General features: G+C 69.1%; 14 protein-coding genes. 10 read left to right on the top strand and 4 right to left on the bottom strand.

Translation table 11 applies throughout. The features are described 5' to 3' along the window. Positions 1–268 precede the first annotated feature (268 nt). The 3 genes from ACFYTE_RS33200 to ACFYTE_RS33190 are packed head-to-tail and all read left to right on the top strand — an operon-like array spanning position 269 to position 3,302. Positions 269–1,381, top strand: coding sequence for a bifunctional DNA primase/polymerase (locus ACFYTE_RS33200; RefSeq protein ID WP_388718670.1), 1,113 nt, complete (start codon positions 269–271; stop codon positions 1,379–1,381). Continuing rightward, the gene (locus ACFYTE_RS33195) at positions 1,378–2,904 is read left to right on the top strand and encodes a phage/plasmid primase, P4 family (RefSeq protein ID WP_388718668.1); all 1,527 of its coding nucleotides are present in this window, start codon (positions 1,378–1,380) and stop codon (positions 2,902–2,904) included. The genes ACFYTE_RS33200 and ACFYTE_RS33195 overlap by 4 nt, the downstream gene beginning before the upstream one ends. Then, the gene (locus tag ACFYTE_RS33190) at positions 2,901–3,302 is read left to right on the top strand and encodes a DUF6009 family protein (RefSeq protein WP_388718666.1); all 402 of its coding nucleotides are present in this window, start codon (positions 2,901–2,903) and stop codon (positions 3,300–3,302) included. The genes ACFYTE_RS33195 and ACFYTE_RS33190 overlap by 4 nt, the downstream gene beginning before the upstream one ends. A 265-nt stretch (positions 3,303–3,567) precedes the next feature. Here the strand turns inward: ACFYTE_RS33190 and ACFYTE_RS33185 are convergent, their stop codons facing one another. Then, positions 3,568–3,900, bottom strand: coding sequence for an antibiotic biosynthesis monooxygenase family protein (locus tag ACFYTE_RS33185; protein ID WP_388718664.1), 333 nt, complete (start codon positions 3,898–3,900; stop codon positions 3,568–3,570). Between the two features lie 204 nt (positions 3,901–4,104). On the opposite strand from ACFYTE_RS33185, the gene tap reads away from it, so the two are divergent. The 4 genes from tap to ACFYTE_RS33165 all read left to right on the top strand — a co-directional run bounded on the left by tap (position 4,105) and on the right by ACFYTE_RS33165 (position 8,017). Beyond that, positions 4,105–6,396, top strand: coding sequence for a telomere-associated protein Tap (tap, locus tag ACFYTE_RS33180; RefSeq protein ID WP_388718822.1), 2,292 nt, complete (start codon positions 4,105–4,107; stop codon positions 6,394–6,396). A gap of 9 nt (positions 6,397–6,405) precedes the next feature. Then, a complete protein-coding gene (tpg, locus tag ACFYTE_RS33175) occupies positions 6,406–6,963 on the top strand; it encodes a telomere-protecting terminal protein Tpg (protein ID WP_388718662.1) in 558 nt (185 codons plus the stop codon). A gap of 192 nt (positions 6,964–7,155) precedes the next feature. Beyond that, positions 7,156–7,833 (top strand): hypothetical protein, encoded by a 678-nt coding sequence (locus ACFYTE_RS33170; RefSeq protein WP_388718660.1) that lies wholly within the window; start codon positions 7,156–7,158, stop codon positions 7,831–7,833. Positions 7,834–7,870: 37 nt separating this feature from the next. After that, the gene (locus ACFYTE_RS33165; RefSeq protein WP_388718658.1) at positions 7,871–8,017 is read left to right on the top strand and encodes a hypothetical protein; all 147 of its coding nucleotides are present in this window, start codon (positions 7,871–7,873) and stop codon (positions 8,015–8,017) included. Between the two features lie 148 nt (positions 8,018–8,165). Here the strand turns inward: ACFYTE_RS33165 and ACFYTE_RS33160 are convergent, their stop codons facing one another. Both ACFYTE_RS33160 and ACFYTE_RS33155 read right to left on the bottom strand, forming a co-directional pair. After that, entirely contained in the window at positions 8,166–9,383 is a 1,218-nt protein-coding gene (locus ACFYTE_RS33160; protein WP_388718656.1) for an MFS transporter, read from the bottom strand. Positions 9,384–9,487: 104 nt separating this feature from the next. Beyond that, positions 9,488–9,994: a winged helix-turn-helix transcriptional regulator gene (locus ACFYTE_RS33155; RefSeq protein WP_388718654.1), complete on the bottom strand. Its 507-nt coding sequence runs from the start codon at positions 9,992–9,994 to the stop codon at positions 9,488–9,490. A gap of 165 nt (positions 9,995–10,159) precedes the next feature. Between ACFYTE_RS33155 and ACFYTE_RS33150 the strand changes: the two genes are divergently transcribed. The 3 genes from ACFYTE_RS33150 to ACFYTE_RS33140 all read left to right on the top strand — a co-directional run bounded on the left by ACFYTE_RS33150 (position 10,160) and on the right by ACFYTE_RS33140 (position 12,939). Next, positions 10,160–11,116: an alpha/beta fold hydrolase gene (locus tag ACFYTE_RS33150; RefSeq protein ID WP_388718652.1), complete on the top strand. Its 957-nt coding sequence runs from the start codon at positions 10,160–10,162 to the stop codon at positions 11,114–11,116. A gap of 80 nt (positions 11,117–11,196) precedes the next feature. Then, entirely contained in the window at positions 11,197–11,745 is a 549-nt protein-coding gene (locus ACFYTE_RS33145; RefSeq protein WP_388718650.1) for a putative immunity protein, read from the top strand. Positions 11,746–11,991: 246 nt separating this feature from the next. After that, positions 11,992–12,939, top strand: a complete 948-nt coding sequence (locus ACFYTE_RS33140; protein WP_388718648.1) for a CPBP family intramembrane glutamic endopeptidase — start codon at positions 11,992–11,994, stop codon at positions 12,937–12,939. Between the two features lie 184 nt (positions 12,940–13,123). Here the strand turns inward: ACFYTE_RS33140 and ACFYTE_RS33135 are convergent, their stop codons facing one another. Beyond that, on the bottom strand, positions 13,124–13,750 hold the full coding sequence (locus ACFYTE_RS33135) for a GyrI-like domain-containing protein (protein WP_388718646.1): 627 nt from the start codon (positions 13,748–13,750) through the stop codon (positions 13,124–13,126). Positions 13,751–13,849 lie beyond the last annotated feature (99 nt).

Raw genomic sequence — 13,849 nt, 5'->3', positions numbered from 1 at the left:
GCCCGTATATATGAGTAAGTTAGAGTGTGCGCGTGTGCGTGATATATAGACGCCTTCAGTCGCTTCAGTCGCTGTTTTGGTGTTGAGAATCGCTTGACCTGCGGTTTTCTCTTGGCTGCTGAGTAGCTACCGAAGAGCGTTCAGTCGCTGCCCTCTTCCTTCAGTCGCTGGATCCCTCCGAGGGGGCATGTGGTCCACGACCTCAGCAGCCTCATTCGCTAGTCTGTGTCCGTCGTTGAGTCGCTTCGGTCGCTGATAGGGAGTGCAGATGCCAGCTGATCTGCGGTTTTCTCTGAGCGACTCAACGCACGCCGCCGACGGCCCTTCAGTCGCTGAGCTGTCACTGGCCACCGCCCGCTGGTGTGCCCGCCGAGGCTGGCCCGTCCACCCCCTGGCCAAGGGCCGTAAGACCCCGGCCGCGAACTGCCCCGACTGCCGCAGGAATCCCCACCCGCCCGCAGGCTGCCCCTGCCTGCCTGCAGGCCGTTGGTGCCACGGCTTCCACGCAGCCACCCTCGACCAGGACCGCATCCAGCAGTGGTGGGGAGCGAACCCGGAGTTCGGCATCGGCGTCGCCTGCGGCCTGGCAGGCCTGGTCGTCATCGACGTCGACGCCCACCCCGCCGAACCGCCCACCCGGGACCGGATCCTGCCGGGCATCCCCATCGCCGACCACATCGACCTCACAGGCCTCGCCAACGGCTTCCACACCCTCGCCGTCCTGGCCGCCCTGAGAGGCCAGCCAAGCCCTGCGGACGACGAGAGCACGATGCGCGTCCGCACCCCCTCGGGCGGCATGCACATCTGGTACCGGGCGGACGGCCGCCGCTGGCAGTCCTCCGTCGGCTCCAGCCCCGGCCGCGCCCTGGCCTGGCAGGTGGACATCCGCGCTCACGGCAGCTACATCATCGCTCCCGGCACCACCACACAGCACGGGACGTACACGCCTGTCGGCGAGGCCCGCGAACCGGCAGCACTGCCCTTCTGGCTTGCGCAGGAACTGGAGCGCACCGGCCATCTGCCCGCATCGAACATCCCCGCGCCCCGGCCCGTTCCCGCCCGGGCCCGGCAGGCCGTTCTCGCCGCCGGTGGCGGACGGGAACGCGGAAGGGACACCCTCGACGCCGTCCTCGCCCCGGTGCAGGCCTGCGGGCAGGTCGCCGAGGGCGCCGGGTTCTCCGACGTCCTCAACCGTGCCGCCTACACGCTCGGCGGGCTCGTCGCGGCCGGCCGCCTGCTCCAGGACGAGGCCGTGCAGGCCCTCAGGGACACGGCGGTCGCGGCCCGGCCCGGCCAGGAGCGGCGTATCGAGCAGATCGTCCACAGCGGCCTGACGGCGGGTCTGAAGCGGCCTCTGCACGGCCGTGGGAGGCGCCCGTGACGTCTCCCAAGCCGGAAACGCTCTTCGAGTTCGACCCGGAGGCCGTCGCCGCCCAGATCAGGGCCCAGGGGGCCACCGCCGTGCCGCGTCCCGCGCAGGCCGAAGCCGGCCGTGCCCCGGCCGGGGAGGTGACCGCCAACGGGCTGCTGCCGGACACCCTCTCCGACCGGGGCAACGCCAAGCTGTTCGTGCAGCTGTACGCCAACGACTACCGGCACGTCCCCGGTATCGGCTGGTACCGGTGGGACACCACCCGCTGGCAGATCGACGAGGACGACACGGTGCTGTGGGCGGCCGGGGACCTTGCGGAGAGCATCTCCGGCCATGATTCACGCGGTGTCTTCACGACCACAGCGCTGCAGCAGCACCGCCGCCGCGCGCTGTCGACCACCGGTATCAACGCCATGCTCGCCCAGGCCAAGTCCGCCCCTGGCATGGTGTTGAACGCGGCGTTGCTGGACGCCGATCCGTACGCCCTGTGCACGCCCGACGGCATCGTCGATCTGCGCACGGGACTGGTGAAGACCCCCGACCCGAACAAGGACTTCCACTCCCGGTCCACCACCGTCGGGCCGCGGCATGTGGCCACCCCGCGGTGGCGGAGGTTCCTGACCGACACCTTCGGCGGCGACTCCGAAGGCCGGGAGATGATCGACTATCTGCAACTGCTCCTCGGGTACTCCGTCACCGGCGACGTCGGCGGCCAGATCCTCCCCTTCCTCTTCGGCTCCGGCAAGAATGGCAAGTCGGTTCTGCTGGACGTCCTGATGAAGCTGCTGGGTGATTATGCCGATGCGGCTCCGCCGGGGTTTTTGATGGCGCGGCCTTATGAGGGGCATCCGACGGATCTGGCGGAGTTGCATGGTCGGCGGGTGATCGTGTGTTCGGAGGTCAAGCCGGGTGACAAGTTCGATGAGGCGCGGGTCAAGCTGCTGACGGGTGGGGATCGGATCAAGGCGCGTCGGATGCGGCAGGATTTTTTCAGTTTTGAGCCGACTCACAAGCTCTGGTTGCTGGGCAATCATCGGCCGGAGGTGGGGACGGGTGGGTTCGCGTTCTGGCGTCGTATGCGGTTGATCCCTTTCGAGCGTGTCGTTCCCGACCATCGCAAGATCGACAACTTGGCGGACATCCTCGTCACCGAGGAGGGTCCGGGCATCCTCGGCTGGCTCATCGACGGCGCCCGCCGCTACCTTGCCAGCGACCGCGACCTCACCGGTCCCGAACGGGTACGCATCGCCACCAACGCCTACGCCGAGACCGAGGACCACACCGGCCGCTTCTACGACGAGTGCTGCGTGCTGGGCTCCGATCTCCGGGCCGAGCAGACGGCCCTCTACGCGGCCTACAGGACGTGGTGTCAGAATGAGGGCGCACCGATCATGTCCTCAAGGGCGTTCGCCGCCCGCACGCGCGAACTCGTGGGACTGGCTTCGCCCAAGGAGATGATCCTGTCCAACCAGCGCAAGCACTACCCGGGTATCGGCCTGCTCACCGACCAGGAAAGGGACGCCGAGGCATGAGCTCCCTGATCGCCGAGGACGAGATCAGCCACGAGACGGAGCTGGTGTGGCTGGAGGACATCGACAGCCTCGACTACGTCCGTCAGAGCCTGGACCGGCTGCCCACCCGCAAGGGCAAGCCGTCCTACCACCGCGACGGCCGCATGGTCGGCTACGCCCTCCTCGGCCCGACCGCGAAGCCGTCCCGCCAGTCCGGAACCTTCCGCCGACGGGTCTTCTGGCTCCTGCCGCACGACCGCGACAGCCAGCCGGACGGGCTCTACGCGAAGAGCGCCCCCGCTGAAGCGGTTGACCCCCACACCCTGGCACCGCGGACCAAGGGCTACAAGACGGAGCGTTCCGAAGGCGGCCCGCCCTCCAGCGCCATGCAGCAGCTCGGTATAACGCTCCCGTTGTGACCGCCGCGCGCCCTGATCGGATTCCGGTGAGCGGCACAGGGCGCGCCGTCCCCCAGGGGAATGTCGGGTAGGCGTGCGGGGACGGACGTGACACGCCGGGGGAGTGCTCTGGCCTCCCGGCCGGGCTCTGCTGCCACGGATGCCGTCGGCCGGGCCTACCGGCAGCCCGGCGAAGGCTCCCTCGACCCGCCCTGGACCAGACGACCGGAGGTGAGGTGCTGGGTTCTCCGGTCGCCCTCACCCAGCGGCGGGCCCGACATGGATCTCACTTGCCGTGTGTCGAATGCACCTGGAACAGCCGAGGCTGCACATCAGTGGCGATCTTCGCCGCCTGCTCCATGTGGACGCGGGCCTCGGGGTTGGCGAGCATCGCCCGATAGTGCTCCTCGGACTCCCACTGGGCGTAGTTGATGACACGCTCGCCGTCCTGGGAGGCGTGGAAGTTGGCGCAGACGAAGCCGGGCTGGTGCTTCATCGTCTCCTCGGTGGCGTGGGCGAGCAGCGTGAGGAGTTCGCTCTGGCGGTCCGGCGGGACGGTGAAGACATTGATCAGGGTTGCTACCGGGCGGCTGCTGTCGATGTGTGCGGTAACGGTCATGGTCTCTTTTCTCCCCCTCACCCGAGGGGCGGGGGACAGGGGAGGCGCCGCATTCCACCGATCGGACGCCACCCCACGCGACGGTTCGGGAATCGGAACACCAGGTTCTTCCGCCCGGTCCCGTCATGCCGCCGTACGCGATCCGTACGGCATGGGTACGTGAAACGTACGTTCCGTGGGATGATCGAGAGGCAGGAGGTGAGCATGTCCGAGCTGTTCGACCGGGTCGACGCGCTGGTCGCGTCCCGGTCCCCGCTGCCGTCCCCGGCGGACCGCAAGCGGCTGCGCCAGGCGCACGGCCTGACGCTGGACGAAGTGGCGACCGCGCTGAAGGTGCGCCGGGCCACGGTGTCCGGCTGGGAGTCCGTCAAGAAGCCGACCGAGCCGCGCGGCCCGGAGCGGGAGGCGTACGCGCGCCTGCTGAACAAGCTCGCGGAGCTTTACCCTGCCGACGCCGACGCCGACGCCGACGCTGATGCCGCGACGCCCGCCGAGAACACGGCAGGGGCCGAGACGTCCGCGACCGCCCCCGCCCCGGAACCGGCCCCGGAACCGCAGACCGTATCCCCACACCCCGCCACCGCCACCACCCCTGTCACCGCCCCCGCTGCCGCGCCCACGCCGACCGGACAGGACATCCAGCGCCCTCCCGCCGTCCCGGCCCGCGCAGCGCGGCCGACGCGCGGCACCGGACCGTCGTCGCCGTCCCGGCGGCCGGCGGCGAACAAGACCACCCCCGGGCCCGCCGCCACCGCGGCCGCGGACCCGCGCTTCGAGAACGGTCCGCTCGCCGTGGTCGACGCCGACGCCGACGGCCAGGTGCTGGCGTACTGTGTCGGCGGTCTGGTCCTGGACGTGCCCGCGAAGTCCCTCCCGGCCCTGGTGGACTGGACACTGCGCGAGGCGAAGCTCGGGCAGCCGAGGCTGTCAGGACCGGGCAAGGACGCCGATCCGCTGCTCGTGCTCACCGAGGCCGCGCTGCGGCGCTACGGCCTGCCCGTCGCCCTCACGGATGAGCAGCGGCTCGCCGGGCGGATCCCGGAGAGCCACAAGGTCGTCAAGCAACTGGCCCGCGCCGACTGGAAGTTGACCAAGCGCGGGCTCGGTCCGTGGGCGCGGATCTACCGTCCGGCCCGCGGCTCGGAGCGGGCCTGCATTCAGCTGTGCATCCCGTCCTGGCATGCGCTCGACGCCCGGCACTGGGGCGAGGCCGCCCAGCTGCCGCCGCCCGAACTCGCCCGCCTGCTGGGCGTGTACGCGTCCAGGGTGATGACGCCGCGCGGCTCCACCGCCGTCACCGGCCTTGAGCTGATGACCGCGCTGCACCCGCCGACCCGCGCGTCCGAACCCGACGCCGACGGCCGCCGGCACTCGGAGCACAACCCCGGCTCGCTGGGGGCGCACCCGGTGGACTGCGCGCCGTGCGAGGCCCCGGACGGGCATCCGCTCCTGAAAGATCTGCCGCGCTTCCATGTCCGAGGCCCGGCGGAGAAGCTGTTCGAGGAGGCGTACGACTGGGCGCGCCCGCTCACCGACGCCGAATGCATGCGCCGCAACCTGATCGGCATCGACGTCAACATGGCCTTCGCCGCCGGCGCCAACGGCCTGGTCGTCGGCCTCGGCGCGCCGACGCACGTCAAGGCGCCGGTGTTCGACGCGAAACTGCCCGGTTCGTGGCTGGTGGACCTGTCCCACGTCGACCTGTCCCGGGTGAAGATCGCCAAGGACAGGTGGGCGGACCTGGACGGCGAGATGCTGCCCAGCCCGTTCACGCCGAAGGGCGACCGCCCCGAAGGCCCGGCCTGGTACGCGACGCCCACCGTCGCCTACGCGCAGGAGCTGGGCTACGAGGTGCGCCCGGCCGAGGCGTGGGTGCGCTACGACAACGGCCGCTACCTGGACGGCTGGTACAACCGGCTGCGCGACGCCTACCTCGCCACCATGGCCGACCTCGGCGTCACCGCCGACCTGCCGCCGGCCGACTTCCTTGCCGCCATGGACGGCTACAAGCAGCGCGATCCTCAGCTGACGATCACCGTCTCGGCGATCAAGGCGACGGTCAAGGGCGGCCTGGGCAAGCTGCGGGAACGCCCGCGGGGCGAGGGCTGGCGGCCGGGCGAGCCGTGGCGGGCCCTGGCCCGCCCCACCTGGCGGCCGGACATCCGCGCAGCGGTCATCTCCCGCACGCGCATCAACCTGCACCGCAAAATCGTCAAGCACGCGGCGTTCACCGGCCAGTACCCGGTCGCGATCCTGTCCGACTGCGTCGTGTACGCAGCTGACGGGACTACGCCGCTGGACTTCCTTCCCTACCGGGACGGCAAGCCGCTGCCCGGCGGCTTCAAACTCGGCATCAACCCGGGCCTGGTCAAGCACGAGGGCACCCAGAGCGTCCTGTGGGGCGAAGAGGTCCGCGAGCGGTTCGACGCCCCGGAACTCAACCTCGCCCGCTACATCAAGGACGGCACCGTCACCGACGTCGACAACGGAGAGTAGGAGAGGGCGATGACCCTGTTCGGGGACGGTCTGGACGCCGCGGTGCAGAAGACGTTCACCCGTCCTGCACCCAAGAGCGCGGGCGCGCAGATGCGGTACCTGGTCAAGCAGCTCAAGGGCACCAGACCGGTCGCCCAACTCCTGCGGATCTCCCAGCGCACCGTCGAACGGTATGTGAAGGACCAGATCAAGAAGCCCCGCCCGGACCTCGCCGCCCGTATGGAGCGCGAGGTGAAGAAGCGCTGGCAGCCGCAGATCCGCGCCAGGGCGCGGGCGCAGGCCGCGACGACCGGCGGCATCGTCATCGACACCCGTGCCCGCATCGGCTACACCGCCCCGGTCGGCACCACCGACGACGCCCGCCTCCGCCACCTCACCGTCGCCCTGCCACCCCGCTACGCCGCCCGCCTCTTCGACGCCCAGCAGGCCGGCGCCGGCGACCAGCAACTCCGGCAGATCGCCGCCGAAGGGCTCAAGGAAATCTACTTCCAGGACAACGGCCGCCGCGCCGGCAGCCTGGAGGAGGTCCGCCTCACGGACATCGAACATGTGGAGTTCGACCTGTAGACACCCCTGAACGAGGCGCACTGGAGCGACCCCGGCCTCCTATTTCGTGATCATGTCACCGGTCTGCGACAGCGATGTCCTGGAACGAAGACGCCGGGATCCCCTCGGCTCACAGCCCCCTCATAGTGATCGAGCAAGCACCAAGAAGCCGAAAACCGTATCGGCCCAACCACTGATCACCAGGGAGATTTCATGTCCGGCAACCGTCGCAAGGCCCTTCTCGTCTCCGCGGTCCTCGTCGGCGGCGCCATGCTGATGACGGCGTGCCAGGACTCGGACGCGGCCACGGAGACCGGCGCCGGGCAGGCTACTTCGTCCGCCACTCCGGCCGGCGATGCGGGCACCCCGTCCGGCTCGTCGACCGCGGGCAGTGACCAGGGCACCGGCAAGGGCTCCCACGCGACGGGCAAGGGAACCGCGGACGGGGCCGGCTCCGGCGCCGACACCGGCAACGGCGAGCGGGAGCCGGTCGAGCAGAGCTGCGGCGCCAACGACATCTCCTGGAGCACCAGGTCCGAGACCCAGGCCGGCGGATACGTCCTGATCATCGCGAAGGCGAAGGCGGGGATCACCTGCTACCTGCCGGCCGCGCTGCCGACCGTGGCGTTCGGATCCGACGGCACCGAGGCGGGGCCCGCGGAGCAGACCGTCGGCCAGCAGATCAAGCTGAGCGGGAGCACCACCGCGTACGCCGGGGTGAACCCGAAGACCATCAACGGAAACGGTGGCAAGGAACTGGACAGCATCATCGTCGCCGTCGGTGACAGCGACCCCAACCCGGTTTCCCTGCCGGTCGGCACCATCACAGTCGAGAACCCGATCGTCACCAACTGGCACACCGCCCCGACGGACGCCGTTCCCTTCAGCTGAAACGGGGGAGACCTACACGGTCGAGTACCAGGTGACGGTGAAGCCCGACGGGGAACGCGGCGACGACATCGCGGCGAACGTCCTCCTGGCGAACGACCCGGAGGAGCCCGTGTACGAACCGGACGACACGGATCGTCAGGACGGCACGAGCACGCCGATCGCGGCGGTCACCTACGCCAAGTAGGCCTGGCCGACGTGCTCGACGACGCCGACCTGCAGGTCTTCTGCCGGGCATCGCTGCCTCGGCTGCCTTTGATCAGCGTGCGAGGACGACGAAGAACCGGCCGTGACGGCCCGCATTGATTCCAAGGTGGCGGCCAGGACGTGTGTGATCATGCGCTTGCGCCCGGGCGGCCTGGGGGGAAGCCGTGCCTGCGGCCGGTGATCACGATGACCAGCGCCGGAGCAAGGAGGACGAGCACGGACCAGGGGAAGGATGCGGGGCCCAGGTTGTCGAGGAGGAGGCCGCCGGCGACTCCGCCGGCGGCGATGGCGGTGTTCCACAGGGTGACGAGGACGGCTTGGGCAGTGTCGGCGGAGGCACCCGCAGCGTCGGCCGCGGCTGTTTGCAGCAGGGTGGCAGCACCGCCGAATCCCAGTCCCCACAGTGTCCCTGCGGCGTAGACCGCGACAGCGCTGTCGGCGAGCACCGCCAGGACGGTGGCCGCTAGGGCGAACAGGACCGTGCCGGCGATGGTGAGGACGCGTAGGCGACGGTCGATGTGGGCGCCCACCACCCAGATGCTCACCACCGATGCCAGGCCGAAGATGAACAGCACGAGGTCGACGGCGTCGGCCATACGGAGCCGGTCAAGGAACGTGGCGATGTAGGTGTACAGGATGTTGTGGGCCAGGACGAAGGCCATGGTGACGATCAGAACTGGTGCCACCCCGGGCAGGCGGAGGGTTTGTGCGATAGGGGATCGGCCTCGTCTGGGCTGCCCGGGATAGTCCGGAACCGCCAGAGTGATCCACGCGAGCAGGACGACAGCGAGCACGGTCATGGACCAGAACGCGATGCGCCAGCCGAATGCCTGGCCGAGGAGGGTTCCTGCGGGCACGCCCAGCGAGAGGGCGAGTGTTGCGCCCGCCATCGCGATCGCAGTCGCCTTGCCCTGGAGCGGGCCGGACGCCATGCGCCGCGCGTAGCCGGTCAGCATCGCCCAGACCAGACCGGCGGCCACTCCGGCGACGAACCGAGCGGCCATCGTCAGCGCGTAGTGTCCTGAGACGGCTGTGACGGTATTGGCGAGCGCAAAACCAGCCACGGCGGTCAGCAGCAGCCGCCTGCGCCGCCATCCGGAGGTGGCTGCGGACAGCGGGATCGCCGTGACGGCGGAACCCATCGCGTAGATGGTCACCGACTGCCCCATCGCAGATTCGCCGACCCGCAGACTCCTGCCCATCGAGGGGAGCACCCCCGCCGGCAGTGCCTCGGTCATGATGGTGATGAAGGCGGCGGTGGCCAGCGCAGCCAGGGCCCCCAGGGGGAGCCGCTGATCTCCGGCTTCGTCCGCGGCGCTGGTCGGCCGCGCGGTTCGGGTTCGCATGGCAGCCATGCTCGAACCTTCACATTGATGTGAAGGTCAACCGAGCAAGTGCGAGGTCGGACACATGCGGCGAACGTTGGAAGACCCGGTGGCGATCGAGCCGCTCACCCGGTGTCCGCGGGCTGCTCCCCCGCCGCCATCGGCTGCGGGTCACCCAGGCGGGTCTCGGTGTGGTGCAGCGGGGCGCCGTCGGGGCGTACATAGGTGACGCGGGCCAGCGGTTCGCCAGTGCGGGTGTCGATCAGCGGGCGGTAGGGGGTGCCGGGTTCGATGGCGTGGCGCTCGCCCCACTGACGCAGGGCAACGATCAGATCGAAGAGCTCCAGACCTTTGTCGGTGAGCGCGTAGGCGCGATAGCTCGTGCCGTCCGCGGCGCGCTCGGTGCGCAGCACACCGGCCGCCACCAGGCGGGAGAGCCGGTCGCTGAGGATGTTCTTGGCGATGCCCAGGCTGCGCTGGAACTGGCTGAACCGTCGGATGCCGGTGAACGCGTCACGCAGGATCAACAAGGTCCAGCGGTCGCCGACCAGGTCGGCCGTACGCATCACCGGGCAGGTCGGCGGCACGGTCTCGCCCGTGACGTTCCCGCCCTCGCCGTCCAGATCGGCCACCGGTCCCTCCACTCGTGTTCCGGCTGACAACTGGTTTCCACACAAGACTACCTCGGTTGCAAATAAGGACCACTCTGGTTGTGAATCAAAACCAGATATGTCTATGCTCCAAACGAACCGCCGGCCCGAGCGCCGACAGCCACTCTCCGAGGAGTTCCCCTTCCGATGATCGCGGCGCACGAGACCTTCGACGGCACCTTCCCGTACATCCCGCACTTCAGCTCCGCCCCCGGCTTCCGCATGCACTTCGTCGACGAAGGCACCGGCCCGGTGCTGCTGTGCTTGCATGGCGAGCCCACCTGGGGCTACCTCTTCCGTAAACTGATCGCCGGCCTCTCCTGCACCCACCGGGTCGTGGTCCCGGACCACATGGGCTTCGGCAAGAGCGAGACGCCCGGAGACCGGACGTACTGGCTCCAGGACCACGTCGACAACCTGGAAGCGTTCGTCACGGACCTGGGACTGCGCGACATCACCCTGGTCATGCACGACTTCGGCGGTCCGGTCGGGATGGGCCTGCTGGCCCGACGCCCCGACCTGGTCACCCGGATCATCGCCCTCAACGCCCCCACGCCGTTCGGTCAATCCGACCTGGCCCAGATCCTGGCCACGAACGCCTCCCAGTCGCCCTGGTTCCGCTGGATCGCCCGCGCCGAGGCCGACGGCACCCTGGACCATGTGCTCGGCTCGCTCGGCTACAACGCGTTGAGCACCCTCAAACTCAACGGCTTCCAGGACAACACGGTGATCACCCCTGCCTGGATCCGCGCCTACGCCGCCGCCTTCCCGACCCGGGAAGAAACCCTCGGCGCACTGGGCTGGGCCAAGGGCTTCCCACTCGGCAAGCACCGCTTCGAGACGCCATCACGCGAGTCCCGGGCAGCAGTGACACAGCTCCCCGCCCTGACCGTCTGGGGAACACAGGACCGAACACTGCGCGCCGAGCACTTCCTGCCGCTCTTCCGCGTTGCCTTCTCCCACGGTCTGGTCAGCGAGCTTCCGGCCGCCGGCCATTACAGCCCCGAGGACGCCCCCGATGCCACGATCGCACTGGTACGGCTGTTCTTGGACGCAACGGCCGAAGACTCCGGGCTCCCGGCAGCGGCCGTTGGCGCGGCTTGACGCTCCCCTGCTTCGGTGGCCAGCCGGTATGAGCGGGCGAGACCGCCTTACCGCCGCGCTGAATCATCGAGGATGGAGGCATGACAGGGGAAGTGAGCGAGGTCGTTCTGAGCAAGCAGGGTCTTCGTGCGGTCACCGCGTTCGCCGCGGCTTCCGCGGAGGTCGTGCTGGAGATATTCGAGGCTGATCAGCCGGACGACTCACGGCCCCGAGATGCCATCGGTGCCGCGTGGGCATTCGCCCGGGGCGGCGCGCGAGGGAAGTCTCTGCGCGACACGGCGTCGGCGGCCCTCAGGGCAGCCAAGAGCGCGCACACTGCGGCTGCGCGCGAGGCAGCGTGGGCAGCGATGTCTGTGGCAGGCGCCGCCTACCTGCATCCGCTGGCCAAGGCCACCCAGGTCAAGCACGTTCTTGGAGCCGGCGCCTACGCGGCCAGAGCGGCCGAACTCGCCGCCGACGACGATCGGAGTGTCGGTGCTGAACACCTTGAACGGACGGTACGTCGTGCAACACCGGTCGTGGTCGACGTGCTCGAACGCTTTCCGACGGCGCCGGACGGCGGCGGACGGGTCGGCGAGTTGGTCCGCATGCTGGACGCTGACCTCCGCGTACTCACGCTCACTGAGTAACTCTGAGCGCACAGTTGGCGCACCCTCAAGGAGGGCCGCCAAGCACTCACCGACCGGGCTTGTGGCCATCTCCTGACTGTCGGGTTCGTACTCTGCGCCGGCGAGTCGGGGAGGGCAGGGTCGTCCGGTGACAGTCTGTCAGGTACAGCCTGCTGTACCTGGGGTTGGGGTATGCACCGCAGTGATCTCCGAGTGCCGCACTGGTGAGCTGAGCACGTCACGTCAGCCCCTCCGAAAGGCTCTGCGGTGAGCTCCTACGTTCCTGCCACCCCCGGCATCACACCGACCCCGCCGGCCCCGCCCCAGCAGCTCACTGGGCTGCGCGGCAGCATCCGCCGCCGCCCGCTGATCTGGTTCTTCGCACTGGCCTACGGGCTGAGCTGGGTGGCGTGGACGCCCTACATCCTCTCCCACAACGGCGTCGGCGTCTGGGACTTCACCTTCCCCGGCGGCGCGGCCGGATCCCAGCTCCTCGGTGTGCTGCCGGGCGCCTACCTCGGGCCGATCACTTCGGCCGTCCTCATCATCGCCGTCACCGAAGGCCGTGCGGGGCTACGGACCTGGCGGACCCGCATGACGAAGTTCAAGGTCGGCTGGCGCTGGTATCTGGCGGTGGTCCTCGCGGTGCCGGGTGCGCTGATGCTCGGCTCGGCCGTACTGGCCGGCCGCGCGCCCGAACTGCCGTCGGCCGGGATCCTCGTCGCCTATCTGCCTGCCCTGCTGATGCAACTGCTGACGACCGGCCTCGCCGAGGAGCCCGGCTGGCGTGAGTTCGCCATGCCCCGGATGCAGAACCGCTACGGCGCCCTGACTGCCACCGCCGTCGTCGGTGTCCTGTGGGGCGTCTGGCACCTGCCGCTGTTCCTCACCGAATGGGGCGGCGGACCGGATGTGGCACTGATTGAGCCGGTGGAGTTCATCGCCACGACCATCGCTTTCAGTGCCGTGATGACCTGGGTGTTCAACAAGACCAGCGAGAGCATGCCGCTCGTGATGCTGCTGCACTGCGGAGTCAACAACTACATCTCCATGGCGTGGTCGGACATGTTCCCCGACCAGACGCGCAGCGACGCGTCCCACGCCTTCCTGCTCGTCTCGGCCACGGCGGCCGTGATCCTGCTGATCGCGACACGAGGGCGGCTGGGTCAGCCCAGGCCCTCGCTGGTCGACCCCAGGCTCTCGCCGGTCGACTGACCGGGAGCCCGCGCAGCACGATCCGCAACCCCGGGCGCGACGCCCGGGCCCGGCCGTCTGCACAGACCGGTCGGGCCGGGGCGTTGCATGCTCATGCGGCGCGGACCGCTGCGCCTGGTTTTCCACGAGTACTGTTCTCCAGCTTCGATCGCGGGCATCGGGCTCCGCTGACACCGTGACCTCCTCAACCGGACTGCGCTTCTACGGGTTGCCGCAGAATTGTCCTGAGCTTGGCGGGGTCAGTCCTGCGTGGGTCGCTGAGGTAGATCTCGTGGTGCAAACCCGCCTCCCGCAAGTTGTTGGCGGGGAGGTAATCGTGGTGCAGCCTGGTCAGGATCGGTGTCTCGTCGTCGTAAGAACCGATGTGGAGGACCTGGGCGCTGGTGCCCTCGTGCAGCGTCTCTGGTCGAACCTCCGAAACGGCCGGAAGGTTCTTCTTGGCCAGGGCGGTGTGCTTGGCGTCTTCGATCATGCTGCCAGTGATCCAGTCGGGGATGTTGATGAGCAGTCTCCATCGCCAGTTGTCCTTGAGCCGGGCCAGGAAGTCGCCCATGTCGTCCGCCCACCACAGTCCCTCAAGCGGGCCCACGACAAAGTCCTTGCCGAGGCCGTCTTTGCTCGCGAACTTGGCGGTGTAGGCGACCGCGTAGAGCGCCTCGACCGCGTGGCGGTACGCGACCGTGGTGTTCGGGTCGCCGTGCCCGTCGATGGCGAGGAAATGGAGTTCGGGGATGTCGACGAGCTGCCAGTCAGTGTTCTTGGGCGAATAGCACCTCTTGAGTTCGCGCTTGACGTCGTACTTGGTCGCCATGCCGAGGAACCTTCCTGTGAGTCATTGTCATCGCGGATCAGCAGGGTTGTTCGGGCTGCGGTGACCTTGAGCCGATCACTCGGGAAGGTACGGGCCGAA

The organism is Streptomyces sp. NPDC004629 (assembly GCF_042873595.1).
Classification (GTDB): domain Bacteria; phylum Actinomycetota; class Actinomycetes; order Streptomycetales; family Streptomycetaceae; genus Streptomyces.
Note: the sequence above shows the minus strand (reverse complement) of the source record. Positions and strands in the feature narration are given on the sequence as shown.